This window comes from Agromyces sp. SYSU T00194 (assembly GCF_040496035.1).
GTDB classification, from domain to species: Bacteria; Actinomycetota; Actinomycetes; order Actinomycetales; family Microbacteriaceae; genus Agromyces; species Agromyces chitinivorans.
Window position 1 is genome coordinate 86,412 of sequence record NZ_JBEPJZ010000001.1, and the last position, 24,654, is coordinate 111,065.

24 protein-coding genes and 1 tRNA gene are annotated in these 24,654 nt (G+C 72.9%); 6 read left to right on the forward strand and 19 right to left on the reverse strand.

Annotation, left to right across the window (positions count from 1 at the left end; genetic code table 11):
• Position 1 precedes the first annotated feature (1 nt).
• The 10 genes from ABZK10_RS00450 to ABZK10_RS00495 all read right to left on the reverse strand — a co-directional run bounded on the left by ABZK10_RS00450 (position 2) and on the right by ABZK10_RS00495 (position 10,824).
• Positions 2-856 carry a MurR/RpiR family transcriptional regulator gene (locus tag ABZK10_RS00450; RefSeq protein WP_353807218.1) on the reverse strand — a complete coding sequence of 285 codons (855 nt, stop codon included), beginning with the start codon at positions 854-856 and terminating at the stop codon, positions 2-4.
• Positions 853-2,175: an allantoate amidohydrolase gene (locus tag ABZK10_RS00455; protein ID WP_353807219.1), complete on the reverse strand. Its 1,323-nt coding sequence runs from the start codon at positions 2,173-2,175 to the stop codon at positions 853-855. The genes ABZK10_RS00450 and ABZK10_RS00455 overlap by 4 nt, the downstream gene beginning before the upstream one ends.
• The gene (locus ABZK10_RS00460; RefSeq protein ID WP_353807220.1) at positions 2,172-3,389 is read right to left on the reverse strand and encodes a pyridoxal-phosphate-dependent aminotransferase family protein; all 1,218 of its coding nucleotides are present in this window, start codon (positions 3,387-3,389) and stop codon (positions 2,172-2,174) included. Before ABZK10_RS00460 ends, ABZK10_RS00455 begins: the two co-directional genes overlap by 4 nt.
• 91 nt (positions 3,390-3,480) lie before the next feature.
• On the reverse strand, positions 3,481-5,091 hold the full coding sequence (locus tag ABZK10_RS00465) for an AtzH-like domain-containing protein (RefSeq protein WP_353807221.1): 1,611 nt from the start codon (positions 5,089-5,091) through the stop codon (positions 3,481-3,483).
• Positions 5,084-6,187, reverse strand: a complete 1,104-nt coding sequence (locus tag ABZK10_RS00470; RefSeq protein WP_353807222.1) for an acetamidase/formamidase family protein — start codon at positions 6,185-6,187, stop codon at positions 5,084-5,086. The genes ABZK10_RS00465 and ABZK10_RS00470 overlap by 8 nt, the downstream gene beginning before the upstream one ends.
• 59 nt (positions 6,188-6,246) lie before the next feature.
• Entirely contained in the window at positions 6,247-7,626 is a 1,380-nt protein-coding gene (locus tag ABZK10_RS00475; protein ID WP_353807223.1) for an NAD(P)-binding protein, read from the reverse strand.
• A gap of 120 nt (positions 7,627-7,746) precedes the next feature.
• Positions 7,747-9,369 carry a chaperonin GroEL gene (gene groL / locus ABZK10_RS00480; RefSeq protein WP_353807224.1) on the reverse strand — a complete coding sequence of 541 codons (1,623 nt, stop codon included), beginning with the start codon at positions 9,367-9,369 and terminating at the stop codon, positions 7,747-7,749.
• Positions 9,370-9,564: 195 nt separating this feature from the next.
• Positions 9,565-9,768, reverse strand: coding sequence for a cold-shock protein (locus ABZK10_RS00485; protein WP_153685455.1), 204 nt, complete (start codon positions 9,766-9,768; stop codon positions 9,565-9,567).
• Between the two features lie 203 nt (positions 9,769-9,971).
• Positions 9,972-10,517 (reverse strand): LytR C-terminal domain-containing protein, encoded by a 546-nt coding sequence (locus ABZK10_RS00490; protein WP_353807225.1) that lies wholly within the window; start codon positions 10,515-10,517, stop codon positions 9,972-9,974.
• A 22-nt stretch (positions 10,518-10,539) separates the two neighbouring features.
• Positions 10,540-10,824 carry a DUF3263 domain-containing protein gene (locus tag ABZK10_RS00495; protein WP_353807226.1) on the reverse strand — a complete coding sequence of 95 codons (285 nt, stop codon included), beginning with the start codon at positions 10,822-10,824 and terminating at the stop codon, positions 10,540-10,542.
• A gap of 157 nt (positions 10,825-10,981) precedes the next feature.
• Here ABZK10_RS00495 and msrB point away from each other — a divergent pair, with 157 nt between their 5' ends.
• Complete coding sequence (msrB, locus tag ABZK10_RS00500) at positions 10,982-11,395, forward strand: peptide-methionine (R)-S-oxide reductase MsrB (protein WP_353807227.1); 414 nt, start codon at positions 10,982-10,984, stop codon at positions 11,393-11,395.
• A 56-nt stretch (positions 11,396-11,451) separates the two neighbouring features.
• Here msrB and ABZK10_RS00505 read toward each other — a convergent pair.
• Both ABZK10_RS00505 and ABZK10_RS00510 read right to left on the reverse strand, forming a co-directional pair.
• Positions 11,452-11,524 (reverse strand) — tRNA-Thr (locus ABZK10_RS00505).
• Between the two features lie 80 nt (positions 11,525-11,604).
• Complete coding sequence (locus ABZK10_RS00510) at positions 11,605-12,516, reverse strand: DsbA family protein (RefSeq protein WP_353807228.1); 912 nt, start codon at positions 12,514-12,516, stop codon at positions 11,605-11,607.
• A gap of 250 nt (positions 12,517-12,766) precedes the next feature.
• Between ABZK10_RS00510 and ABZK10_RS00515 the strand changes: the two genes are divergently transcribed.
• Positions 12,767-13,867, forward strand: a complete 1,101-nt coding sequence (locus ABZK10_RS00515; RefSeq protein ID WP_353807229.1) for an ABC transporter ATP-binding protein — start codon at positions 12,767-12,769, stop codon at positions 13,865-13,867.
• A gap of 85 nt (positions 13,868-13,952) precedes the next feature.
• Positions 13,953-15,269, forward strand: a complete 1,317-nt coding sequence (locus tag ABZK10_RS00520; protein WP_353807230.1) for a DUF4032 domain-containing protein — start codon at positions 13,953-13,955, stop codon at positions 15,267-15,269.
• A 4-nt stretch (positions 15,270-15,273) separates the two neighbouring features.
• On the opposite strand, the gene rlmB is transcribed toward ABZK10_RS00520, so the two are convergent.
• The 4 genes from rlmB to ABZK10_RS00540 are packed head-to-tail and all read right to left on the reverse strand — an operon-like array spanning position 15,274 to position 19,428.
• Positions 15,274-16,281, reverse strand: coding sequence for a 23S rRNA (guanosine(2251)-2'-O)-methyltransferase RlmB (gene rlmB, locus ABZK10_RS00525; RefSeq protein WP_353807231.1), 1,008 nt, complete (start codon positions 16,279-16,281; stop codon positions 15,274-15,276).
• Positions 16,278-17,699, reverse strand: coding sequence for a cysteine--tRNA ligase (gene cysS, locus ABZK10_RS00530; RefSeq protein WP_353807232.1), 1,422 nt, complete (start codon positions 17,697-17,699; stop codon positions 16,278-16,280). The genes rlmB and cysS overlap by 4 nt, the downstream gene beginning before the upstream one ends.
• A 30-nt stretch (positions 17,700-17,729) precedes the next feature.
• Complete coding sequence (gene ispD, locus ABZK10_RS00535; protein WP_353807233.1) at positions 17,730-18,899, reverse strand: 2-C-methyl-D-erythritol 4-phosphate cytidylyltransferase; 1,170 nt, start codon at positions 18,897-18,899, stop codon at positions 17,730-17,732.
• A gap of 46 nt (positions 18,900-18,945) precedes the next feature.
• A complete protein-coding gene (locus ABZK10_RS00540; protein WP_056734541.1) occupies positions 18,946-19,428 on the reverse strand; it encodes a CarD family transcriptional regulator in 483 nt (160 codons plus the stop codon).
• A gap of 183 nt (positions 19,429-19,611) precedes the next feature.
• Here ABZK10_RS00540 and ABZK10_RS00545 point away from each other — a divergent pair, with 183 nt between their 5' ends.
• A complete protein-coding gene (locus ABZK10_RS00545; protein ID WP_353807234.1) occupies positions 19,612-20,097 on the forward strand; it encodes a hypothetical protein in 486 nt (161 codons plus the stop codon).
• A gap of 120 nt (positions 20,098-20,217) precedes the next feature.
• Here ABZK10_RS00545 and ABZK10_RS00550 read toward each other — a convergent pair whose 3' ends face one another.
• Together ABZK10_RS00550 and ABZK10_RS00555 are read right to left on the reverse strand one after the other, a co-directional pair.
• A complete protein-coding gene (locus ABZK10_RS00550) occupies positions 20,218-20,898 on the reverse strand; it encodes a response regulator (RefSeq protein WP_353807235.1) in 681 nt (226 codons plus the stop codon).
• Entirely contained in the window at positions 20,895-22,094 is a 1,200-nt protein-coding gene (locus ABZK10_RS00555) for a sensor histidine kinase (RefSeq protein ID WP_353807236.1), read from the reverse strand. The genes ABZK10_RS00550 and ABZK10_RS00555 overlap by 4 nt, the downstream gene beginning before the upstream one ends.
• A gap of 178 nt (positions 22,095-22,272) precedes the next feature.
• Between ABZK10_RS00555 and phoU the strand changes: the two genes are divergently transcribed.
• On the forward strand, positions 22,273-22,935 hold the full coding sequence (phoU, locus tag ABZK10_RS00560) for a phosphate signaling complex protein PhoU (RefSeq protein WP_353807237.1): 663 nt from the start codon (positions 22,273-22,275) through the stop codon (positions 22,933-22,935).
• A gap of 88 nt (positions 22,936-23,023) precedes the next feature.
• On the opposite strand, the gene ABZK10_RS00565 is transcribed toward phoU, so the two are convergent.
• The gene (locus tag ABZK10_RS00565) at positions 23,024-23,776 is read right to left on the reverse strand and encodes a phosphoglyceromutase (protein WP_353807238.1); all 753 of its coding nucleotides are present in this window, start codon (positions 23,774-23,776) and stop codon (positions 23,024-23,026) included.
• 53 nt (positions 23,777-23,829) lie between these two features.
• Between ABZK10_RS00565 and ABZK10_RS00570 the strand changes: the two genes are divergently transcribed.
• Entirely contained in the window at positions 23,830-24,639 is an 810-nt protein-coding gene (locus ABZK10_RS00570; protein ID WP_353807239.1) for a class I SAM-dependent methyltransferase, read from the forward strand.
• Positions 24,640-24,654: the final 15 nt, after the last annotated feature.

Below are 24,654 nucleotides of genomic sequence, written 5' to 3' on the forward strand. Positions count from 1 at the left end.
CCTACGGCGCCTCGACCTCGCCGAGACGCGCGTAGGCGTCGTCGATCCGCGCGATGCGCGTGCGGCCCGCGCGCATGTCGCCCGCGAGCACCGCGCTCGCGACCAGGCTCGCGAGGCTCATCGCGCTCGCGTAGCTCGAGAACGCGCCCGCGCCGTCGACCGGGCACGCGATGACGGTCCCGGCACCCGCAGCCGCCTCCGCGCCCGCGGGGTCCACGATCGCGATCGTCTCCGCGCCGGTGGCCGCGGCCGCCGCGACGAGCTCGGCGAACCCCTCGGGGCGCCGCCGCAGCCCGACCAGCACGGCCGCGTCGCCCGGGCCGAGGTCGGCGAGCTCCTCCCCCACCGACTGGCCCGGCTGCGGCGCGACGCGCACCCCCGGGCGGCACTGGGCGAGCTGCTCGCGCAGGTGCAGCGCGACCGGGTAGCCGTTGCGGTACCCGGCGACGAGCACGGTCCCCGCCTCGCGGAGGAGCGTCGCCACGCGCTCGAGCACGCCGTCGGCGAGCCCGTCGAGCAGGCGCGAGAGGTTCGCCCGCTCGGCCTCGAGCACGGCGGCCATGCCCGCGGGGGCGGTGGCCGGCACGCCCGCGTGCCCGAGCGGCGTGCCCGAGCTGCGGAGCGCGCGCACGTGGTCGCGCACCTCCGCCGACCCCGAGAAGCCGAGCCGCCGGTAGAGGCGGCTGACCGTCGCCTTGGACACCCCGGTCATGCGCGCGAGCTCGCTCGAGTTGTAGACGGCGAGCTCGGCCGGGTGGTCGAGCATGAACTCCGCGACCCGTCGCTCCTGCGGCGTCAGCACGTCGAGCGCGCCGTCGATCCGCTCGGCGATGGTGCGGGGCATCCGCTCGGTCATGCGTGGTGCCCGACCCCGTGCGGCTCGGGCGGCGCGGGCGTGACCAGCCGGTCCGGCTCGGCGCGCACGCGGTCGGCGACCGCGAGCACCGCGGCCTCCATCGCGTCGAGCGCGAGCGCCACGTCGCGCCGGGCCACGGTCTCGTCGGGGTGGTGGCTGATGCCGCCGCGGCCGCACCGGATGAACAGCATCGCGATGTCGGTGACGGCCTGCACGGCCATGCCGTCGTGGCCGGCCCGGCTCCAGATGCGCATCGGGTCGTCGTCGCCGGTCGAGCGGATGCCGGCCTCGACCGCGTCCTGCAGCCAGTCGGCGCACGGGGTCGCGTCGGCCCGGTAGCGCTCGTCGGCGGTGAAGGCGAGGCCGCGGCGCGACGCGATCTCCGCGGCCGTCCGCTCGATCTCGGCGAACGCGGCGTCGCGCGCCTCGTTCGTCTCGGCGCGCAGGTCGAGGCTGAACTCGGCGCGGCCCGGGATGACGTTCACGCCGCCCGGGAAGGCCTGCATCCGGCCGACGGTGGCGATGGTGCCCGACTCGATGCCGATGCGCTCGATGGCGGCCACGAGCTCGCTCGCACCGACCAGCGCGTCGCGGCGGCGCGCGTAGGGCGTGCCGCCGGCGTGCCCGGCGACGCCGGTCATCGTCAGGGCGAAGCGGCGGGCACCGGCGATGGTCGGCACCACGGCGAGCGCCCGGTCGGCGTCCTCGAGGTAGGGGCCCTGCTCGATGTGCGCCTCGAGGTAGCCGACGAGCGCCTCGGGCCGACGCGCGGCGGCACCGATGCGACCCGGATCGAGCCCGAAGTCGATGCTCGCGTCGGCGTAGGTGAGCCCGTCGGCCCCGCGGTACTCCCACCAGTCGTGGGAGAAGTGCCCGGCGAGCGCGCGGCTGCCGGCGAGCGCGCTGCCGAAGCGGGTGCCCTCCTCGTCACTGAACCCGACGACCTCGAGTGCGAACGGCAGCGGCTCGTCGCGGGCCGCGATGCGCGCGGCCACCTCGATCGCGAGCAGCACGCCGAGCATGCCGTCGTAGCGGCCGGCGTCGCGCACCGTGTCGAGGTGCGAGCCGAGCAGCAGCGCCGGCAGGCCGTCGACCGCGCCCTCGAGGCGGCCGCACTGGTTGCCCGCGGCGTCCTGCCAGGCCTCGAGCCCGGCCTCGGCGATCCACCCGGCCGCGAGGTCGTTCGCCTCGCGGTGCTCGGGCGAGAGGTGCACGCGCTCGATCATGCCGGGCATCGAGGTGATGGTGCCGAGCCGGTCGCAGCGGTCGAGGATGCGCTCGGCCACTGCCAGGGACCCGGTGCGGAGCCGGTCGCTCATGCGCCCGCCCCGGTGGCCGCGTCGGCGGCAGCGGCAGCGTCGGCGTAGGAGTCGCGCGCGGCGCCCACGCCCGCGCCCGCGGTCAGCGGGTGCCCCTCGGCCCGCAGCACCTGCTCCAGGGCGGCGAGGGTCGTGAGCACGGCGTCGCGGCGGGCGTTGTATCCCATGGTGCCGATGCGCCAGATCCTCCCGTGCAGCGGGCCGAAGCTCGTGCCGATCTCGATCGCGAAGTCGTCGATGAGGGCCCCGCGCACGCGTTCGCCGTCGACGCCGTCGGGGATGTGCACGCCGACCACGTTGTGCATGCGGTGCGCCTGGTCGCCGAACAGGTCCAGGCCCATCGCCGACAGGCCCGCGGCGAGCGCGGCGCCGTTCACGCGGTGCCGGTCGATCGCGTGCTCCATGCCCTCCTCGAGCAGCAGGCGCGCGCACTCGCGGGCGCCGTACAGCATCGTGGTGGCCTCGGTGTGGTGGTTGAGGCGCTTCTCGCCCCAGTAGTCGAGGATCATGCCGAGGTCGAAGTAGTTCGACCGGATGGGGTCGGCGCGCACGGCGTCGCCGGCCGAGCGGATGCCCGCCTCGATGCTCTTGCGCGACTCGATGCGCTCGACCGCGCGCGGCGAGAGGCTGATCGGCGCGCTGCCCGAGGGGCCGCCGAGGCACTTCTGCAGGCCGGCGGTGGCGGCGTCGAGGCCCCAGGCGTCCATCTCGAACGCGTTGCCGCCGAGCGAGGCGGTGACGTCGGTGTAGAACAGCGCGCCGTGCTCGGCGCAGATCGCGGCGAGCTCGTCGAGCGGCTGGGCGACCGTCGTGGAGGTGTCGCCGTGCACGATCGCGAGCAGGTGGGGGCGCACCTCGCGCATGGCGGCCTCGATGCGCTCGGGGGGAACGACCTCGCCCCACTCGACCTCGATCGTGTGCACCTCGGCGCCGCAGCGACCGGCGATCTCCGCGAGGAGGTGGCCGAACCGGCCGAAGATCGGCACGAGCACCCGGTCGCCCGGCTCCAGCAGGGAGACGAGCGCCGCCTCGATGCCCGCGCGCGAGGTGCCGTCCACGAGCAGCGTCGCCTCGTTCCGGGTGCGGAACACCCCGCGGTAGAGCGCCATGGTCTCGTTCATGTACGCGGTCATCGACGGGTCGTACTGGCCGACGAGCTGCGCCGACATGGCGCGCAGCACGCGCGGGTCGGCGTTGACGGGGCCGGGTCCCATGAGCAGGCGGGTGGGCGGGTTGATCGGTGCGGCGTGGATGGCATCCTCCTGAATCGTCTGTTTCAGAAGACCATCATACGCAACGCGTGTTTCAGTCGCGTTGCATGATCGCCTCGTGCCAGCGCGCCGCGGCCGAGACCAGCGCGAGGTCGCCGCCGCGCGGCCCGACCACGCACGTGCCGAGCGGCGCGCCGTCGACCTCCGCGCCCGGGACCGACAGCGCCGGGCGACCCGTCGCCCCGGCGACCGCCGTCATCCGCAGCGTCGCCGTCCGCACCGCCTCGATGTCGGCGCCCTCGGCGTCGAGCGCCGGCGCGACCGACGCGGCCGACGGCAGCAGGAGCAGCCCGTCGCCGAGCGCCGCGTCGATGTCGCGACGGGCCGCGTCGAGCACCGCGATCGCCGCGGCCTCGTCGTCGGCGGTCACCTCGGAGGCCCAGGCGAAGCGCGCGGCCACGTCCGGGGCGAGGGCGTCCGGGTGCGCGGTGATCCACGTCCCGTGCGCGCGCCACGCCTCAGCGGCCTGCGCCGTGCGGAACGCCGCGAACAGCGCGTCGAGCGCCGCCGCGCCCAGGGCTGGCACGTCGAGCCCGCGCACCTCGCATCCCGAGGCGCCCAGCGCTCGGACGGCCGCCTCGAACGCCTCCCGCACACCCGGCCCGAGCCCCTCGAGGAGGGCCGGCGCCACGCGCAGCACGGCGTCGTCGAGGGGGCGCGCCCCACCGGCCGCATCCGCCCCCGCGGCGCGCGGCAGGCTCGCCCGTGCCGCGGCCTCGAGCGTCGCCCGGTCGCGCGCCAGCCAGCCGACGGTGTCGAATCGCGGCGCGAGCGGCAGCACCCCGGCGCGGTCGACCGCCCCGTGGGTCGTGCGGAGGCCCCACAGGCCCTGGTACGACGCCGGCACCCGGATCGATCCCGCGGTGTCGGTGCCGAGCCCGAGGTCGGCCTGCCCCAGCGCCACCGCCGACGCCGGCCCGCTGGTCGAGCCGCCCGAGACCGCGCCCGGCACGGCGGGGTTCGGCGGGGTGCCGTACGCGGGGTTGCGCCCGGCGATGCTGTACGCGAACTGGTCCGTGCGCGCGATGCCGCGGATCGCGGCACCGGCGGCCCGCAGCGCGTCGACGGCCGCGGCCGAGCGCGGTTCGACCGGCGCCTCATCGAGGTACGCCGGGATCCCCGCGCCGATCGGATGCCCCGCCACGGCGAACACGTCCTTGACCGCCACCGTCCGCCCGTCGAGGGCGCCCGATGCGGTCGGCGGCAGCAGCGGGTCGCCGAGGGTGCGCCAGGTGCGCCGGTCGAACGCGGGCGCGGGGGCGGTCACGTGCGCCGCCGCGATGCGCCACCGCCCCTGCCCGCGGCGCCAGAGCTGGCTCACCGTGCCGCGTCCGCCGGCGCCCGGCGCGTGCGCGACCACGACGTGCGCGACGCCGTCCGCCACGGGCAGCACGTGCACCGCAACGACGCGTCGCGCGCCCGCACCACCGCGCCGGCCGCGGAAGCGCGTGATGGCGTCGTGTCCGACGAGCAGCCCCGAGGCATCCGCCCGCATCGTGTCGTCGCCGGGCTCGAACCAGTCGGCCAGGGCATCGAGGTCGTCGGCCATGAGCGCGGCCTCGTACCCGAGCACGGCGCCGAGGAGCCCCTCGGGGGCGTCCGCCCCGCCCGCCACCCGAACCCGCGGCCCGCCGGCGTCAGCCACGCCGCACCGCCCCGAAGTCGGAGGTGCGGATGCGGGCGTGCACGCCCTTCACCAGGTCGACCACCTGGGAGATGTCGAAGTCGGTCGCCGCGCTGAGGTACGCGTAGGCGAGGTGCGGCGCCATGCCGTACCGCGCGCCGAGCAGCGCGATGGCGTGCCGCACGCAGTCCTGCATCGCGAGGTCGAGGTCGGGGTCCATGCCGGTGGGCACGAGGTAGTCGCCCGTCTCGGCGAGCGGGGTCGCCACGTCGCCGAACGCGCGCACCGCGTCCTCCCGGGCGACCACGTCGAAGCGCAGCGTGCCGCGCAGCGACGCCTCCAGCGCCGTGAGCGCGACCTCCCCGTCGCCCTGGGCGAAGTGCGGGTCGCCGACGTACGCGAGCGCACCGGGCACCTGCACCGGCAGGTACAGCGACGCGCCCTCGGTGAGCAGGTTGATGTCGATGTTGCCGCCGTGCGGCCCGGGCGGCACCGAGTGCGGACGCTCGTCGGCATCGACGGCGACGCCCATGATGCCGAAGAAGGGTGCCAGCGGGAACCGCACGACCCGCTCGCCGCCGTCGACGAGCGGGAGGCCGCCCGACCACTCTCCCGCGTCGTCCTGCGCGATCGGGGCGAAGACGCTCACGTTCCCCGGCGCCTGCGGGTACTCGCCGGGCAGCGCGCCCCGCCCGTGCCGGTTCGAGATGACGCCGTACGGCACCCGCGGCGTGGTGTCGAGCACCGTGATCTTCAGCAGGTCGCCGGGCTCGGCACCGCGCACCCGGATCGGGCCGGTCACGACGTGGGGCCCGTCGGTCGCCGGGTCGCGCGAGCGGTCGGATGCCGCGAGCGCGACCGCCTCCGCGAGCACCGCCTCCCGATCGACGCCCTCGGCCCCGAAGAACGCGAGCGGGTCGCGCCCCTGGTCCTCGAGGAGGCCCTCGTGGCTGACGGTGTCGATGACGACCACGGCGCCCGGATCGACGGTCAGCACGGGTGCGTCCGCGCGCGATGGCAGGCGCCCCCAGTGCAGGGCCCCGGGCTCGGCGGGCAGGTAGGCCGTGCCGCCGTCGATCCCCGCGCCCGCCTGGAGCACTCCTCGATATCCGCCCATGCACGCACTCCGTCCCGATCCGCGTCGCCTGTCGGTCGAGCGTACCGACCGCGCCGCGGTCAGGCGTACTCGGCGTGCAGCGCCGCGATGCGCGCGCGCCCGGGGCCCATCGCCTGGCGCATCCGCGCCACGGCCGCGACCACGGCCGGGTCGTCGGCCCGGTCCGGCAGGATGCGGCCGGGGTTCAGGGCGGTGGTGTCGGCCCATGCCCGTACGTCCCGCGCGGCGCCCAGCGCGCGCGAGGACTCGGAGCCCGCCACCTGCATCGCGAGCCAGTCGACGGGCGTGTTCGCGTACGGGGTGGGGATGCAGATCGCGTTCTTCCCGGCGTCGTCCTGCCGGGTCGCCTCGACGTAGCCGCAGATCGCCCCGCCGAGGCACGGGAACCCGATGCGGGGCGACTGGGGGCGGATCGCGTCGGGCTGCCAGATGGGGACGGGCGCGTACGCCCGAGGCAGGCCCGGCGCGGCGCAGTGCACCACGAGCGCGTCGTCGTCGATGCGCAGGTCGCCGTCGGCGAAGCGCAGGCGGCCGGGCGCGACCGCGCGCAGGTGCCCGCGGCGCACCACGTCGGTGATCGTGCACAGCAGGTCGACCTCCCACCGCGCGATCGTCGGGGTCTTCGCCATCGTCGGGACGACGTCACGGTCGATCCGCACCATGACCCCGCGCTCCTCGAGCCGCAGGAAGACGTCGTCGGGCGAGGTCGCCTCGGCCGCAGCCTCCATCGTGTCGGCCGCCATGCCGAGGAAGATCGCCGGGTCGGGCTGGATGACCGCACGGTCGAGCATCCACGCGTCGCGCGGTCGCACCCAGGTGATCGCCCCGGGGTCGACGCCCTGCTGCAGCAGCCACACGCAGGCGTCCATGGCGGTCTTCCCGGCCCCGGCGACGACGAAGCGGCGCGGCGCGTGCGTGAGCCGGGCGAGCTCGCCGACCGGCACGACCCGTGCGCCCGGCTCGACGAGGAACGGCGGGGGCGACTCCGACGGGATGCTGCCCGCGAACGTCGTCGCGTCGACGAGCCGCGCCCCGGCGGCCGTGGTCGACCGGCCGCTCACGAGGGAGCGGAACGTCGTGCCGCCCGTGTACTCGCAGCCCGGGAAGAAGCGCACCCGCCCGCTCGCCTCGTGCCGGTCGAGCACCCGTCGGTAGTACGCCTGGATCTCCGGCGCCGTCGCGCGCTCCTGCAGGCCGGCCTCCGGGCCGCGCTCCTGCAGCCGGCCCTCGCCCAGCAGGGTGGACGCGACCCCGTACAGGGCCGACGCCTGGTGCAGCCGCACGAACGGGTAGGCCCCCAGCCAGTGCCCGCCGGGCGCGTGCCGGCGATCGACGAGGGCGACCGACGCCTCGGAGTGGTCGACCAGGGCGTCGACGAACGCCATCCCCATGGCGCCGGCGCCGACGACGAGGTAGTCCGCGTCGACCGCGTCCGGCATGGACTCACGACAGCACGCGCGGCGGCCGGCGTCAAGTGCGGGCGCCGCCGGACGCGCGAAGGGCGCCTCCCCAGCGGGGAGACGCCCTTCGCGGATGCCGGCGTGCGCCGGCGGGTGGGACTAGAAGTCCATGCCACCGGTCGGGTCGGCCGGGACGGCCGGAGCGTTCTTCTCCGGCTTGTCGGCGACGACCGCCTCGGTGGTGAGGAACAGCCCGGCGATCGACGCGGCGTTCTGCAGCGCCGAGCGGGTGACCTTGGCCGGGTCGATGATGCCCTGCGCGACGAGGTCGCCGTACTGGCCGGTCGCGGCGTTGAGGCCGTGGCCCGCGGGGAGCTCGGCGACCTTGGCGGCCACGACGCCCGGCTCGAGGCCGGCGTTGAGGGCGATCTGCTTCAGCGGGGCCTCGATCGCGACGCGCACGATGTTGGCACCGGTCGCCTCGTCGCCCTCGAGCGCGAGGGTCTCGAACGCCTTGGCGCCCGCCTGGATGAGGGCGACGCCACCACCGGCGACGATGCCCTCCTCGACGGCGGCCTTCGCGTTGCGGACGGCGTCCTCGATGCGGTGCTTGCGCTCCTTGAGCTCGACCTCGGTGGCCGCGCCCGCCTTGATGACGGCCACGCCGCCGGCGAGCTTGGCGAGGCGCTCCTGCAGCTTCTCGCGGTCGTAGTCGGAGTCGGTGTTCTCGATCTCCGAGCGGATCTGGGCCACGCGGCCGGCGATCTGCTCGGTGTCGCCGGCACCCTCGACGATCGTGGTCTCGTCCTTGGTGATGACGACCTTGCGGGCCTGGCCGAGCATGTCGAGCTCGACGTTCTCCAGCTTGAGGCCGACCTCCTCGGCGATGACCTGGCCGCCGGTGAGGATCGCGATGTCCTGCAGCTGCGCCTTGCGACGGTCGCCGAAGCCGGGGGCCTTGACGGCGACCGACTTGAAGATGCCGCGGATCTTGTTCACGACGAGCGTGGCGAGCGCCTCGCCGTCGACGTCCTCGGCGATGATGAGCAGCTGCTTGCCGGTCTGGATCACCTTGTCGACGATCGGCAGCAGGTCCTTGATGTTCGAGACCTTGCTGTTGACGATCAGGATGTACGGGTCCTCGAAGACCGCCTCCTGGCGCTCCGGGTCGGTCACGAAGTACGCCGACAGGTAGCCCTTGTCGAAGCGCATGCCCTCGGTCAGCTCGAGCTCGGTGCCGAAGGTGTTCGACTCCTCGACGGTGACGACGCCCTCCTTGCCGACCTTGTCGATGGCCTCGGCGATGATCTCGCCGATCTGGGCGTCGGCGGCCGAGATGGACGCGGTGGCCGCGATCTCGTCCTTGGTCTCGATCTCCTTGGCGGCGTTCAGCAGCTCGGCCGAGACGGCGTCGGTGGCCTTCTCGATGCCGCGCTTGAGGCTGATCGGGTCGGCGCCGGCGGCGACGTTGCGCAGGCCCTCGCGCACGAGCGCCTGGGCGAGCACGACGGAGGTGGTGGTGCCGTCACCCGCGACGTCGTCGGTCTTCTTGGCGACCTCCTTGACGAGCTCGGCACCGATCTTCTCGTACGGGTCGTCGAGCTCGATCTCCTTGGCGATCGACACGCCGTCGTTCGTGATGGTGGGCGCGCCCCACTTCTTCTCGAGCACGACGTTGCGACCGCGCGGGCCGAGGGTCACCTTGACGGCGTCGGCGAGCGTGTTGAGGCCACGCTCGAGACCGCGACGGGCCTCTTCGTCGAAAGCAATGATCTTTGCCATGTGGTTCTCTCGTCCTTTCTCGGACGTTGGAAGATTCGATGGTTTAGCACTCGAATGGCACGAGTGCCAGACACGATTCTGGCACTCTGAACCTGAGAGTGCAAGCGAGCGGATGCCTCGGCCGGGCCGTGCGCGCACAGCACGGCGCGCCGTCGAGGGACTCGACGGCGCGCCGGACGTTCTGGGGTGCGGAGGTCAGGCCGGGCGGACCGACTCCGCCTGGGGGCCCTTGGCTCCGGTGCCCACCTCGAAGACGACCTGCTGGCCCTCCTCGAGCACCTTGTACCCGGCCATGTCGATCGCGGAGTAGTGGACGAACACGTCCTGCCCCCCGCCGTCGACGGTGATGAACCCGTAACCCTTTTCAGCGTTGAACCACTTGACGGTTCCGTTCGCCATGCCTTGCTCCTGATTGCCGTGGTCGTGCAGCACGTGCCTCTCGCCTGTACCGGGCCGAACGATCGTGCTGGACGAGCCCCCCGCGTCACCCCGGGAGCCTCGCACGGAAGGTGCGACCAAGCCAGATACTAGCCAGCGGGATGGGTGCCGAACCGGTTCCCACAGGCCCGCAGGTCGCAGAACGGCAACAATTTACGTGATGGTTACGGGGCGGCGGTCTCGGCGTGGTCCGCACCGAGCACGGCGACCAGGTCGGCACCCGTCTGCGCGAACTCCTCGGAGAGGCGCACCTCGCTCGTGCCGATGGCCTGGGCGACCCCGCGGGCGGCGCCCTCGAGCTCCGCGCTCGCGTAGTAGACGACCGTGGTCTGGATGTCGTTCTCGCTGGCGTTGGCGGTCGTGCCCACCGTGAAGCCCGCCTCCGCGATGATCCCCGCCGCCGACGCCGCGAGCCCGGCCTCGGAAGTGCCGTTGAGCACGGTCACCGGCACGCTCGGGTCGACGGTCGGCTCCGCCGTCGCGACCGCCTCGGTCGACTCGACCGGCAGGGGGACGTCCTCCGGGAACAGCCGGTCGTCGAGCGCCATGACCGCGGCGATGCCGAAGCCCGCGAGCACCACGGTGGCGAACGCCGCCCACGCGAACCCCGCCCACGCGGAGCGACGGCGGACCGGCGCGCGGTGCGCGCCCACGCGGTGCAGCGCGTCGGGGATCTCGTCGAACCGGTCTCGGGGGTACTTCTCTGCCATCGGGGTCCAGTCGGGTCAGCGGTCAGTCGCCGGTGCGGCCGTACGACAGCGCACGGCGCGACCTGGCCCGCGCGCGCGCGTCCCGCAGGCGCTGCAGCCGCTTCACCAGCATCGGGTCGTGGCGCAGCGCGTCGGGCGAGTCGATGAGTGCACCGAGCACCTGATAGTACCGGGCCGGACCGAAGCCGAACGCGTCGCGGATCGCCTCCTCCTTCGCGCCGGCGTGCGACCACCACTCGCGCTCGAACTCGAGCACGCGCACCTCGCGCTCCGAGAGCCCGCCCGAGTGGTCGGCGGCGTCCGGCATCCGCACTCCCTCCACCCGATCGTCCGGCGCAATCCTAGGCGCGCGAGACCGCACCGCCGCGGGAACATGCCGACGCCGCAGGATGTTGCGTTCGAAGACGTCACGCGACGGCGCCGGGCCGGCGCCCGCGTAGGATGACGCCGATGAAGGGAGCACGATGAGCTACGAGGTCCGCAAGTCCGACGACGAGTGGCGCGAGGAGCTCGGCAGCGAGCGGTACTCGGTGCTGCGCGAGGCGGGCACGGAGCGACCGTGGACCGGTGAGCACCTCGACGAGGAGCGCGCGGGTGTCTACACGTGCGGCGCGTGCAACGCGGAGCTGTTCCGCAGCGGCACGAAGTTCGACTCCGGCTGCGGCTGGCCGAGCTTCTACGAGTCCGTGCGCCCCGACGCGGTCGAGCTGCTCGAGGACCGCTCGCTCGGCATGGAGCGCACCGAGGTGCGCTGCGCGGGGTGCGGCTCGCACCTCGGCCACGTCTTCCCCGACGGCTTCGGCACGCCGACCGGCGACCGCTACTGCATGAACTCGATCGCGCTCGACTTCACCCCGGAGGACGGCCCGGCGGCGTAGCCCGCGGGCCCGGGGCATCCGCCGGCCGATCGCCGCGTCAGGGGCTCGCACCACGGAGCCGACTGCGGGACTCGAACCCGCAACCTACGCTTTACAAGAGCGTTGCGCTACCGATTGCGCCAAGTCGGCCTGGGCCCTCGCGGAACCCACGGTCATGATACGGCAGGGGCCCGGCTCGCGCCGGGCCCCTGCCGTTCACCCGGACGAGCTCACCCGTCCTCGGGCTCGGGCGTCGGCGTGGCCGTCGCCTCGGTGTACGTGTCGGCCGTGGCCTGCAGCACGAAGGAGGCGAACTCCGCCGGGTCGGTCAGCGACCCAGAGTACTGCTTGCCGTTGACGACGACGGTCGGCGTGCCGCGCTGCTGGGTGTCGATGTCGGAGTTCGGGATCGGCTCGGAGAGGAAGCGGTTCGTGGCGTCCTGCACCCAGCTCTTGAACTCGGTGTCGTCGATGCACTGCTCGACGGTGGAGATCGAGCTCACGCCGGCCTCGGCCGCGAACGCCTTGAGCTCGTCGTTGCTGAGGCCCGTCGAGCCCTCCTCGGGCTGGTTCGCGAACAGCAGCGCATTGAAGTCGTAGAAGGCCTCCGGCGAGGTGTCGGCGACGCAGCCGGCGGCGTTGGCCGCGCGCAGGGAGTACTGCGTGCCGGCCGACCGGTTCGTCAGGATCGCCACCGGGTGGATCTCGATGGTCGCCGCGCCCGACTCGACCATGGTGCGGATCTGGTCGCCGTTGGTGGTCTCGAACTGGCCGCAGAACGGGCACAGGTAGTCGACGTACGTCACGATGTTCGCGATGGTGCCGCTCTCGTCCTGCGTGGTCGCGGTCGGCTCCTCCTCGGGCTGGAGCGCGACGGTCTCGACCGGCTCCATGCCGACGTCGAAGAGGATGCCGTCGCTGGCCATGTTGCGCGGCCCCGGGCCCTCGGGCTGGATGTTCTGCCAGATGAGCGTGCCGATGAGGGCGGCGATCGCGATGACCGCGACGATGACGCCGCCCTGGATCAGGAACTTGTTGCGCCGCTCGCGCTTGCGCTGCTCCTCGCGCAGCAGGCGGGCCTTCTCACGCGCCGCCTCGCGCCGTTCGTTCTTGGTGGGTCGGTCCGATCCGCCGTAGGTCATCGATGAGTCTCCGTCTGCTGTGGGCGCGCAGGAATGCTGCGAACGCAAGAGACGATCGTAGGGCCGCACGCTGGGAATCGTCCAAATGCCCACGGCATGGGGACAACACGAGCATTCCTCGACGGTGATGTGCGCATCGCACCCGCGGCATGGCATACTGGGGCGCGTGTCGATGCCACGGCGGCGTCGACGCATTCCATTCACAACGGATCGTCCGGCACGTACCTGCCGGTGAAGGAGCAGTAGAACAATGGCGTCTGTCACATTCGACAAGGCAACCCGCCTCTACCCGGGCGGCACCCGCCCCGCGGTCGACAAGCTGGACCTGGAGGTGGCAGACGGCGAGTTCCTCGTCCTGGTCGGCCCGTCCGGTTGCGGCAAGTCCACCTCCCTGCGCATGCTCGCGGGTCTCGAGGAGGTCAACGAGGGCAACATCTTCATCGGCGACCGCAACGTCACCGACGTGCCCCCGAAGGACCGCGACATCGCGATGGTCTTCCAGAACTACGCGCTGTACCCGCACATGACCGTGGCCGAGAACATGGGCTTCGCGCTCAAGATCGCCGGCGTCGGCAAGGACGAGCGCGCCGCCCGCGTGCTCGAGGCGGCGAAGCTGCTCGACCTCGAGCCGTACCTCAACCGCAAGCCGAAGGCCCTCTCGGGCGGCCAGCGCCAGCGCGTCGCCATGGGCCGCGCGATCGTGCGCCAGCCGCAGGTGTTCCTCATGGACGAGCCGCTGTCGAACCTCGACGCCAAGCTCCGCGTGCAGACCCGCACCCAGATCGCCTCGCTGCAGCGCCGCCTCGGCGTCACCACGGTCTACGTCACCCACGACCAGACCGAGGCGCTCACCATGGGCGACCGCATCGCCGTGCTGAAGGACGGCCTGCTCCAGCAGGTCGGCACCCCGCGCGACCTGTACGAGAAGCCGTCCAACGTGTTCGTGGCCGGCTTCATCGGCTCGCCCGCGATGAACCTCTTCCACGCCGACGTCGCCGACGGCGGCGTGCTGTTCGGCTCGGCCGTGGTGCCGGTCGAGCGCGACGTCCTCGCCGACGCCAGCGGCCCGACCGTCACGGTCGGCGTGCGCCCCGAGGACATCGTCGTGTCGACCACGCAGGGCGAGGGCCTCGAGGTCGACGTCGACCTGGTCGAGGAGCTCGGCGCCGACGGCTACCTGTACGGCCACTCGACCGTCGAGGGCAAGCGCACCGACATCGTCGCGCGCGTCGACGGCCGCACCCACCCCGAGGCCGGCGACAAGGTCTACCTGATGCCGACCCCGCGCCACGTGCACGTGTTCGACGCGGAGAGCGGCGAGCGCCTCGGCCACCAGGCCGTGGTCAGCTGACCGGTCCCGCACCGTACCGACGACGCCGGTCGGGACCCTCGGGTCCCGGCCGGCGTCGCCGTTCGGGTCCAGTACGGTTGCAGCAATGAGCGCCTCACTCTCCATCACCTCCGCCACGGTCGACCCGGCCCTGCTCGACCTGCCGTGGGACCTGCCCCTCGACGCCTGGCCGAGCGAGACCATCGCGGCGTTGCCCAAGGGCATCTCGCGACACCTGGTGCGCTTCGCCCACTTCGGCGGCTACGTCGTCGCGGTCAAGGAGACCACCGCGGAAATGGCGCGCGGCGAGTACGAGATGCTCCGCACCCTCCAGCGCCTCATGGTGCCGTGCGTCGAGCCGGTCGCCGTCATCTCGAACCGCGTCGACGCCGACGGCGAGCCGCTGCGCCCCGTGCTGGTGACGCGTCACCTGCGGTTCTCGCTCCCCTATCGCGCCCTGTTCTCGCAGACGCTGCGCCCGGACACCGCGACGCGCCTGGTCGACGCCCTGGCGGTGCTGCTCGTGCGGCTGCACATCATCGGGTTCTTCTGGGGCGACGTGTCGCTGTCGAACACGCTCTTCCGGCGCGACGCCGGCGCGTTCGCCGCCTACCTGGTCGACGCCGAGACCGGCAAGCTCTACGAGGGCGGGCTCTCCAACGGCCAGCGCGAGAACGACCTCGAGATCGCGCGCGTGAACATCGCCGGGGAACTGCTCGACCTCGAGGCGGGCGGTCGCGTCGCCGACGAACTCGACCCGGTGCGCATCTCCGACGGCATCGTGGACGCCTACCGGAGCCTCTGGAGCGAGCTGACCGGCACCGAGTCGTTCTCGAGCGCCGAGCGCTGGCGCATCAACGAACGGGTGAACCGCCTGAACGCGCTCGGCTTCGACATCGAGGAGCTCGCGATCCGCACCGACGACTCGGGCACGACCGTGCGCATCCGACCCAAGGTGGTCGACGCCGGCCACCACCATCGCCGGCTGCTGCGCCTCACGGGCCTCGACGCACAGGAGAACCAGGCGCGCCGGCTGCTCAACGACCTCGACAGCTACCGCGCCGTCTACGGCCGGCCCGACACCGATGAGGAGATGATCGCCCACGAGTGGCTCGTGCGGGTGTTCGAGCCCGTGATCCGCTCGATCCCCTCCGACCTCAAGGGCAAGCTCGAGCCGGCGGAGATGTTCCACCAGCTGCTCGAGCACCGCTGGTTCATGGCACAGGAGGCGGGCCACGACATCCCGCTGGCCGAGGCGATGTCGTCGTACGTCAACACGGTGCTGCGCCACCGGCGCGACGAGGCGACCGTGATCGCACCGCCGACCGAGGCGATCACCATGCCCACGACCATGATCGGCCAGGCGACCGGGCCGATCTCGACGCTCGGCGACGAGGACGGCGACTGGCGCTCGCGGGTCTAGCCGGCTAGTCCTGGGCGCGCAGCTTGGCCACCTCGTAGAGCGTGACCGACGCCGCGATGCCGGCGTTCAGCGACTCGGTGGACGCGTGGATCGGGATCGACACGATCGCGTCGCAGGTCTCGGTGACCAGGCGCGACAGGCCCTTGCCCTCACTGCCGACGACGACCACGATCGGGCGGTCGGCGAACGACAGGCCGGGCAGGCTCACGTCGCCGCCGCCGTCGAGTCCGAGCACGAAGACGCCGCGCTCCTTCAGTGCCTTGAGCGTCTGGGTGAGGTTCGACGCCATCGCGACCGGCACCCGCGCGGCGGCGCCGGCCGAGGTCTTCCACGCCGAGGCGGTGACGCCGACGGAGCGGCGCTGCGGCACGATGACGCCCTGGCCGCCGAACGCGGCGGTGGAGCGGATGATGGCGCCGAGGTTGCGCGGATCGGTGATGCCGTCGAGCGCCACGAACAGCGGCAGCTCGTCGCGGTCCAGCACCTCGTCGAGCAGTTCGACCGGGTGCGCGTACTCGTACGGCGGCACCTTGAGCGCGAGTCCCTGGTGCACCCCGCCCTCGCCGGCGAGCCGGTCGAGCTCGGGCCGCATGACCTCCATGATCGGGATGCCGCGGTTCGTGGCGACCTTCAGCGCCTCGCGCACGCGATCGTCCATCTCGACCCGCGCCGCGACGTAGAGCGTCGAGGCGGGGATGCGGGCGCGCAGCGCCTCGACCACGGCGTTGCGCCCGGTCACGATCTCCGACTCGTCGCCGGACTTCGACCTGCGCGAGGCGCCCGAGGCGCCGCGGGGGGCGCCCTGAGGGCCACCGCGACCACCCTGCTTGGCGGCACGACGCTCGGCGGCGGCCTTGCGCTTGTGCGCGGCGTGGTACTCGCGGTCCTCGGCCTTGGGGGTCGGGCCCTTGCCCTCGAGCGCCTTCCGCCCGTGCCCGCCGGTGCCGGCCTGGGGGTTCTTGCCCTTCTTGCGCACGGCTCCCGCGCGCGGCTTTCCGCTGCTGCCCTTCATGTGCCGAGACTCCAATGCGTTCCGTGGGCGGTGTCCTCGAGCATGATGCCCGCACCGGTCAGTTCGGCGCGGATGCGGTCGGCCTCGCCGTAGTCCTTGGCCTCGCGCGCCGCGTGGCGATCGTCGAGCAGGCGCGAGACGAGCGCGTCGAGCGCCGAGGCCGCCGCCGACTCGTCGTGGCCGCCGGCGTGCACCGCCTCGCGCGGGTCGATGCCGAGCACCTCGGTCATCGCGCGCACCTCGGCGTGGGCCTGCGCCGCCGCGGGCAGGTCGGCCGCGTCGAGGGCCTGGTTGCCGGCGCGCACGGCGTCGTGGAGCACGGCGAGTGCCTGCGGCACTCCCAGGTCGTCGTCCATCGCGAGGCCGAAGGCCTCGGGCACGACCTCCGCGCCGGTGCCGACGAAGCGGGTGCCGGTGAGGCGCCGCTCGGCGCGCTCGAGGAACCCCGTGATGCGCTCGAGCGCGGCCTCCGCCTCGCCGATCGAGGCCGGGCTGTAGTCGAGGGTGGAGCGGTAGTGCGCCTGGCCGAGCAGGTAGCGCACGACGAGCGGGCGGGCGAGCCCGAGCAGGTCGGCGGCGTAGACCGAGTTGCCGAGCGACTTCGACATCTTCTGGCCGGAGACGTTCACCAGCCCGTTGTGCACCCAGTAGGCGGCGAACGCGTCCCCGGCGGCGGTCGACTGCGCGAGCTCGTTCTCGTGGTGCGGGAAGCGGAGGTCGAGCCCGCCGCCGTGGATGTCGAAGTGCGCACCGAGGTACCGCTTCGACATGGCGGAGCACTCGATGTGCCAGCCGGGACGGCCGCGGCCCCACGGCGACTCCCACGCGGCATCCGCGGGTTCCTCGGGCTTGTGGCCCTTCCACAGGGCGAAGTCGCGCTCGTCGCGCTTGCCGCGCGGGTCGGCGTCGGCGGCGGCCTCCATGTGGTCGCGGCTCTGCCGGGTGAGCGCGCCGTAGTCGGGCCACGACGACGTGTCGAAGTACACGTCGCCCGAGTCGTCGGGTGCCGGGTACGCGTGCCCGCGCGCGATGAGCTCGGCGATGATGTCCTGCATCTGGGTGACGCTCGCGGTCGCCCGGGGCTCGTAGGTCGGTGCGAGGATGCCGAGGCGCTGGTAGGCGGCCGTGAACTCGAGCTCGTACCGGTACGCCAGCGCCCACCAGCGCTCGCCCGACTCCGAGGCGTTGACGAGGATCTTGTCGTCGATGTCGGTGACGTTGCGCACGAAGGTCACGTCGTACCCGCGGTAGGTGAGCCAGCGGCGCAGGATGTCGTACACGAGCGCGCTGCGCAGGTGCCCGATGTGCGGGCTCGACTGCACGGTCGGGCCGCAGACGTACATGCCGACGTGCCCCTCGCGGAGGGGCGCGAAGTCACGCAGCGACTGTGCCTTCGAGTCGTAGATGCGCAGTGTCACGCGAGCAAGCCTACCGGCGCGCCCGCCGCGTCACTGTGGCGTGACGAGCGCCGTCGCGATCGCGGCCACGCCCTCGCCGCGGCCGGTGAACCCGAGCCCGTCGGTGGTGGTCGCCGACACGCTCACCGGGGCGCCGACGATCGCCGAGAGGACGCGCTCGGCCTCCGCGCGACGCGGCGCGAGCTTCGGCCGGTTGCCGACGACCTGCACGGCCACGTTGCCGACCCGCCAGCCCGCCGCATCGAGGCGTCGCACCGTCTCGGCCAGGAAGATCTCGCCGTGCGCGCCGGCCAGCCGCGGGTCGTCGGTGCCGAACATGCCGCCGATGTCGCCGAGGCCCGCGGCCGACAGCAGGGCGTCGCAGACGGCGTGCGCGACCGCGTCGCCGTCGCTGTGGCCCGACAGCCCGCGCTCGCCGGGCCAGTGCAGCCCCGCGAGCCGGAGCTCGGCGGCGGGGTCGTCGTCGAACGCGTGCACGTCGACGCCCTGGCCGACGCGGGTCGCGGGCGCGGTCGGGGCCGCGAGCTGTTCCGCCCGGCGCAGGTCGGCCGGCACGGTGATCTTGAAGGAGCGCGCGTCGCCGGGGACGACCTCGACCTCGAGGCCGGCGGATGCGACGAGTGCGGCGTCGTCGGTGTGCTCGGCCCCCGCGGCGGCGTACGCCCGTGCGAGTTCGTCCCGCGGGAAGCCCTGCGGCGTCTGGACCGCCGCGAGCTGCGAGCGGTCGACGGTCTCGAGCACGCGTCGCCCGTCGACCCGCTTGATCGTGTCGATGACGTCGAGCACCGGGATCACGCCGCAGCCGCGCGCGCGCACGGCCGCGACCACCTCGTCGAACACGGCGGCCGGCGTGAAGGGGCGCGCGGCATCGTGGACGAGGACCGTGTCGACGGGATCGGGCAGCGCCGCGATGCCCGCGGCGACGGACGCCTGGCGGGACGCGCCGCCCGCGACCACGCGCGCCGGCGTCGCGTCGCCCAGCACGCCCGCGCAGATGTCGCGGGCGCGCTCGACGTGGTCGGCGGGAGCCACCACGACGACGGCGGCGGACTCGGCCATGCCGGCCACGGCATGCAGCGCGCGTCCGAGGATCGTGCCCGCGCCGAGCGGCACGAATGCCTTCGGCACGTCGGCGCCCAGGCGCGTGCCGCTGCCGGCGGCGACGACGATGACTCCCACGGTGGCGGTGCGCTCGATCACGTGTCGAGCGTATCGCTGCCGACGGGGAGCCCGGCGTGCGGTGCGACTAGGAGGCGAGGACCTCGTCGAGGACGGTCGACGCCTGCTCCTCGTCGGTCTTCTCCGCGAGCGCGAGCTCCGAGATGAGGATCTGGCGGGCCTTGGCGAGCATGCGCTTCTCACCCGCCGAGAGGCCGCGGTCCTGGTCGCGGCGCCAGAGGTCGCGCACGACCTCCGAGACCTTGATCACGTCGCCCGACGCGAGCTTCTCCAGGTTCGCCTTGTAACGGCGCGACCAGTTGGTGGGCTCCTCGGTGAACGGGGCGCGCAGCACCTCGAAGACCTTGTCGAGGCCCTCCTTGCCGATCACGTCGCGGACGCCGACCAGGTCGACGTTCTCGGCGGGGACCTCGATGACCAGGTCGCCCTGCGTGACGTTCAGCTTGAGGTAGAGCTTCTCTTCACCTTTGATGATCCTCTTCTTCACCTCGGTGATGGTTGCGGCTCCGTGGTGGGGATAGACGACAGTCTCGCCGACCTCAAAAAGCATGAATATATGTCCTTTCGGCAACGTTCAGGATACCACAGCACCTCCGTGCTAGGGTTCGCTCCCCCACCTCCGGCGGACCCGGGCGGCACCGCCGGCGGGGTCGCACGGGCACCATCGGCTAGACTCTGATGCGTTCTCGCGCGCGCGCACGTCGTGCGCGCGCACCCCGGACTTGGAGGTTCAGTGAAGGCGCGTCACGCGGCATCCGTCGCCCTTGCCCTCGGCATCGCACTCGCGGGCACGGGATGCTCGATGATCACCTACCAGGCGACCACCGAGCCCTACGACGCCAGCGACGGCGTGAGCGCCGACGTCGGCGAGCTCGACATCCGCAACGCGCTGGTCGTCTCGGAGGACGGCCAGGACGGCAACCTCCTCATGACCGTCGTCAACAACGGCGACGACGACGTCGACCTGTCCGTGCAGTACGGTTCGGGTTCCTCGCGGTCCACCGAGATCGTCGCGATCGACGGCGGCGCGACCGTGGTCTTCGGCACGGGCGACTTCGAGGTCGAGGACGTGACGGAGCCGACGCTGCTGAGCGGCATCGACACGCCGCCCGGCGACCTGCTCGAGGTCTACTTCCAGTACGGCGGCGAGCCGGGCGTCGACGCGCTCGTGCCGGTGCTCGACGGCGGCCTGCCGGAGTACGCCCCCTACGTGCCGTAGCCGGGCACGCCCGTAGCCGTGCGCACGCCCGAAGCCGGGCGCACGCCCGAAGCCGGGCACGCCCGAAGCCGGGCACGCCCGAAGCCGGGCGCGGCCGGAAGCCGGGCGCCGTTGGCCCGGTCAGCCCTCGAACCGGTATCCGAGCCCCCGCACCGTCACCAGCATCACCGGCTCCGACGGCGTGAGCTCGATCTTCGAGCGGATGCGCTTGATGTGCACGTCGAGCGTCTTGGTGTCGCCGAAGTAGTCCGACCCCCACACCCGGTCGATCAGCTGGCCGCGCGTCAGCACGCGGCCGGCGTTGCGCATGAGCAGCTCGAGCAGCTCGAATTCCTTCAGGGGCATGGAGATCTCGTCGCCGTCGACTGCGACGGTGTGCCGCTCGACGTCCATGCGCACCCGGCCCGCCTCGAGGATGCGCTCGTCGAGGTCGTCCTCGTCGACCCGCCTGCGGAGCACGGCGCGGATGCGCGCCAGGAGCTCGCGCGTCGAGTAGGGCTTGGTGACGTAGTCGTCGGCGCCGAGTTCCAGGCCGACCACGATGTCCACCTCGGAGTCCTTGGCGGTGAGCATGATGATCGGCACCGACGACCGCGTCCGCAGCTCGCGGCAGACCTCCGTGCCCGACAGCCCGGGGAGCATGAGGTCGAGCAGCACGAGGTCGGCGCCCGCGCGATCGAAGGCGGCCACGGCGTCGGCGCCGTCGTCGGCGACCTCCACCTCGTAGCCCTCGCGCTCGAGCAGGTAGCTGAGCGGTTCGCTCAGCGCGACCTCGTCCTCGACGAGCAGGATGCGTGTCACGTGCGTGTCTCCTCGGGTACGCGCGGAGCGGCCTCCGCGGGCGTGGACGGACCCGGCTCGGGCGCCGGGTCCTCGGCCGCCTCGGGGAGGCGGATGGTGAACGTGGAGCCGCGGCCCGGCTGCGACCAGACGCGCACCTCCCCGCCGTGGTTCTGCACCGTGTGCTTGACGATGGCGAGCCCGAGGCCGGACCCTCCGGTGTCGCGCGCACGTGCCTGGTCGACGCGGTAGAACCGCTCGAACACCCGGTCGAGGTCGGCCTCGGCGATGCCGATGCCCTGGTCGGTGACGACGACCTCGACGACGCCGTCGCCGGCACGCAGGACCGCGACGCCGACCCGCGATCCCTCGTTCGAGTAGGTGAGCGCGTTCGCGACGAGGTTGTGCACGGCCACGCGCAGCAGCGCCTCGTCGCCGTAGACCGATGCCTTCGACTTCGCCTTGACCACGATGTCGACGCGCTTCGAGGCGGCGATGACGCGGTTCTGGTCGACGGCCTGCCGTACGAGGGCGTCGAGGTCGACGCGCGACGCGGACTCCACGGCCTCGTGCGCCTGGAGCCGCGAGAGCTCGATGATCTCGCTGGTGATGCGGGCCAGTCGGGCCGACTCCACGCCGAGGCGGTGCGCGAAGCGCCGCACCTGGTCGGGATCGCCCGCGGCGTGGTCGAGCGCCTCCGCGAGCAGGCTCACCGACGCGATCGGCGTCTTCAGCTCGTGGCTGATGTTCGCCACGAAGTCCCGGCGCACCTGGTCGAGGCGGTTCGCCTCGGTGCGGTCCTCGGCGAGGAGCATGACGTATCGCGTGCCGAGCCGTGCCACCCGCACCCGCAGCTGCAGCGTGGTGTCGCCGATCGGGCCGCGCGTCACCGTCACCTCGTCGCCCATCGCGTCGCCGGTGCGGCGCACCGCGTCGACGAGGGCGACGAGTTCGCCGTGCACGAGGGCGCGGTCCCAGACGAGGCCCATGGCGAGCGCGCCGGGCGAGGCCTTCAGCACGTTGTTCGACGGGTCGAGCACGACGCCGGCGGTCTCGAGCGCGTCGAGCATCTGGTCGATGCCGTCGGGGATGGTGGGATTGACCACCTGCGCGGCCGACGACCCACGACGCTCGGCGATCAGGAAGAGGACCACGAACGCCGCCCCGATGAGGGTGCCCAGCGCGAGTGCCGCCAGCACCAGCCAGGTGGAGTCCATGTGCTCAGCGTAACGACCGCGCACCCCGCCCATCGCTCGGCGGACGCCGGACGCCGCTACTTTAGAGTGTGTTCAGGGTCCCGGCACCTGCTGTTCACCTCCGACCGACAGCATGTCGGAGGCGGGCGAGGTTCGCCGTGCCCGAGTATCGAACCCGAGAAGTGAGGGATGACGCAGCATGCGCGAGGTCTTCCAGCAGGAGATGCGTGACGTCCAGGAGCGCCTGGTCGAGATCGCCGAGCGCGTCGTGGAGTCGATCGAGAAGGCGACGCGCGCGTTCAACGAGTCGAACGTCGCGCTCGCCGAGGAGGTCATCGCCAACGACCCGATCATCGACGAGGCCGCGCACGAGCTCGACGAGCACGCGATCACGATCCTCGCCCGGCAGCAGCCGGTCGCCCGCGACCTGCGCATCACCGTGAGCGCGCTGCGCATCAGCGCGTCGCTCGAGCGCATGGGCGACATCGCCCGGCACATCGCCCAGCTCGCCCGCTACCGGTTCCCGGACAAGGTCGTGCCGAAGTCGCTCCGGCCGACGTTCGCCGAGATGGGCCGCATCGACGTCGAGCTCGCTCGCAAGCTCGTCGAGATGCTGCGCACGCAGGACGTCGAGATCGCCGAGGCGATCCGCGCCCAGGACGACGAGCTCGACGAACTGCACCTCAGCGTCTTCGACAAGGTGCTGAGCGACACGTGGAGCGGCGAGACGGCCTCGACCGTCGACTCGACGCTCGCGAGCCGCTACCACGAGCGATTCGGCGACCACGCCGTGTCGATCGCCAAGAAGGTGCAGTACCTCGCGACCGGCGACTGGGACGTCGATCGCATCAGCGAGGCCTAGGCCGTCCGGCCGGCCCGGAGGGATTCCAGGGGGAAGGCGAAGGGCGACGGATGCATCATCCGTCGCCCTTCGTCGTGTGTGCGTCGCGCTACTTCTTGCCCTGCGCGGCCACGGCGGCGGCACCCGCGGCGGCGGCCTCGGGGTCGAGGTACTCGGCCGGCTTCAGCGGCATGAGGTCCTCCCCCAGCGTGTACACCAGCGGGATGCCGGTGGGGATGTTGAGCCCGGCGATGTCGTCGTCGGAGATGCCGTCGAGGTGCTTGACGAGGGCGCGGAGCGAGTTGCCGTGCGCGGCGACGAGCACGGTCTTCCCGGCGCGGAGGTCCTCGGCGAGCGGGCCCTCCCAGTACGGCATCATGCGGGCGATGACGTCCTTCAGGCACTCGGTGCGCGGCAGTTCGTCGTCGGCGAGGCCGGCGTAGCGCGGGTCGCCGACCTGCGACCACTGGTCGTCGTCGTCGATCGGGGGCGGCGGCACGTCGAACGAGCGACGCCACTGCATGAACTGCTCCTCGCCGTACTTCTCGAGGGTCTCGGCCTTGTCGAGGCCCTGCAGTGCGCCGTAGTGGCGCTCGTTGAGGCGCCAGGAGCGCTTCACGTCGATCCAGAGCCGGTCGGCGCGCTCGAGCGCGATGTTCGCGGTGACGATGGCGCGCTTCAGCACCGACGTGTGCACCACGTCGGGCAGGACGCCCTGCTCGGCGAGCAGCTCGCCCGCGCGCTCGGACTCGCCCTTGCCGATGTCGGTCAGCCCGACGTCGACCCACCCCGTGAAGAGGTTCTTCTGGTTCCATTCGCTGTTGCCGTGCCGCAGCAGCACGAGCGTGTAGGGAGCTGGCATGCCCCCAGACTAGCGCCGCCCGGGCGCGGCGCCCGCGCTGGCAGACTGGGCCCATGCCGGTGGGCTCCATCACGCGCGGGACGACCAACGCGAACCGGCTGCGCCGGTTCGATCGCTGGATCGCCGCGCAGCCGGCGATCCGTCGCGCCGCCGATCCGCTGGTCGTCGACCTGGGCTACGGCGCGAGCGCGGTGACCCCGCTCGAACTGCATCACCGGCTGGCGGCGGTGCGACCCGACGTCGAGGTGCTCGGCCTCGAGATCGACCCGGCCCGGGTGCGGCGCGCGCGAGCGCAGCTGGCCGAGGTGCGGGCCGGCGCGACGGCGTTCGACCCGGAGGCATCCGTCTCGTTCGCCCTGGGCGGGTTCGAGGTGCCGGTGCCCGGCGGGCGGGCGCCCGCCGTGATCCGCGCCTGCAACGTGCTGCGCCAGTACGACGAGTCCGAGGTCGCCGAGGCGTGGGGCATGCTCGTCGGGCGGCTGGCGCCGGGCGGTGTGCTCGTGGAGGGCACCTGCGACGAGCTCGGGCGCATCGCCTCGTGGGTCGGCCTCGACGCCGACGGGCCCCGCACGTTCACGGTCGCGCTGCGCCTGGCCGGACTGGAGGCGCCGTCGGTCGTGGCGGAGCGACTGCCCAAGGCGCTGATCCATCGCAACGTGCCGGGCGAGCCCGTGCACCGGTTCCTCCGCGCGCTCGACCGCGCATGGACGGTGCATGCGCCGCTGTCGGTCTACGGCCCCTCGCAGCGCTGGATCCGCTCGGTGCGGACGCTCCGCGAGGAGGGCTGGCCGATCGAGGGCGGCGTGCGGCGCTGGCGGCTCGGCGAGGTCACGGTGGCCTGGTCGGCGGTCGCGCCGGCCTGAGCGGATGCCCCGGGC

Coding starts and splice junctions, on each gene's coding strand:
- ABZK10_RS00450 (WP_353807218.1), bottom strand. CDS start 856: ATGACCGAGCGGATGCCCCGCACCATCGCCGAGCGGATCGACGGCGCG.
- ABZK10_RS00455 (WP_353807219.1), bottom strand. CDS start 2,175: ATGAGCGACCGGCTCCGCACCGGGTCCCTGGCAGTGGCCGAGCGCATC.
- ABZK10_RS00460 (WP_353807220.1), bottom strand. CDS start 3,389: ATGGGACCCGGCCCCGTCAACGCCGACCCGCGCGTGCTGCGCGCCATG.
- ABZK10_RS00470 (WP_353807222.1), bottom strand. CDS start 6,187: ATGGGCGGATATCGAGGAGTGCTCCAGGCGGGCGCGGGGATCGACGGC.
- ABZK10_RS00475 (WP_353807223.1), bottom strand. CDS start 7,626: ATGCCGGACGCGGTCGACGCGGACTACCTCGTCGTCGGCGCCGGCGCC.
- groL (WP_353807224.1), bottom strand. CDS start 9,369: ATGGCAAAGATCATTGCTTTCGACGAAGAGGCCCGTCGCGGTCTCGAG.
- ABZK10_RS00485 (WP_153685455.1), bottom strand. CDS start 9,768: ATGGCGAACGGAACCGTCAAGTGGTTCAACGCTGAAAAGGGTTACGGG.
- ABZK10_RS00490 (WP_353807225.1), bottom strand. CDS start 10,517: ATGGCAGAGAAGTACCCCCGAGACCGGTTCGACGAGATCCCCGACGCG.
- ABZK10_RS00495 (WP_353807226.1), bottom strand. CDS start 10,824: ATGCCGGACGCCGCCGACCACTCGGGCGGGCTCTCGGAGCGCGAGGTG.
- msrB (WP_353807227.1), top strand. CDS start 10,982: ATGAGCTACGAGGTCCGCAAGTCCGACGACGAGTGGCGCGAGGAGCTC.
- ABZK10_RS00510 (WP_353807228.1), bottom strand. CDS start 12,516: ATGACCTACGGCGGATCGGACCGACCCACCAAGAACGAACGGCGCGAG.
- ABZK10_RS00515 (WP_353807229.1), top strand. CDS start 12,767: ATGGCGTCTGTCACATTCGACAAGGCAACCCGCCTCTACCCGGGCGGC.
- ABZK10_RS00520 (WP_353807230.1), top strand. CDS start 13,953: ATGAGCGCCTCACTCTCCATCACCTCCGCCACGGTCGACCCGGCCCTG.
- rlmB (WP_353807231.1), bottom strand. CDS start 16,281: ATGAAGGGCAGCAGCGGAAAGCCGCGCGCGGGAGCCGTGCGCAAGAAG.
- ABZK10_RS00540 (WP_056734541.1), bottom strand. CDS start 19,428: ATGCTTTTTGAGGTCGGCGAGACTGTCGTCTATCCCCACCACGGAGCC.
- ABZK10_RS00555 (WP_353807236.1), bottom strand. CDS start 22,094: ATGGACTCCACCTGGCTGGTGCTGGCGGCACTCGCGCTGGGCACCCTC.
- phoU (WP_353807237.1), top strand. CDS start 22,273: ATGCGCGAGGTCTTCCAGCAGGAGATGCGTGACGTCCAGGAGCGCCTG.
- ABZK10_RS00565 (WP_353807238.1), bottom strand. CDS start 23,776: ATGCCAGCTCCCTACACGCTCGTGCTGCTGCGGCACGGCAACAGCGAA.
- ABZK10_RS00570 (WP_353807239.1), top strand. CDS start 23,830: ATGCCGGTGGGCTCCATCACGCGCGGGACGACCAACGCGAACCGGCTG.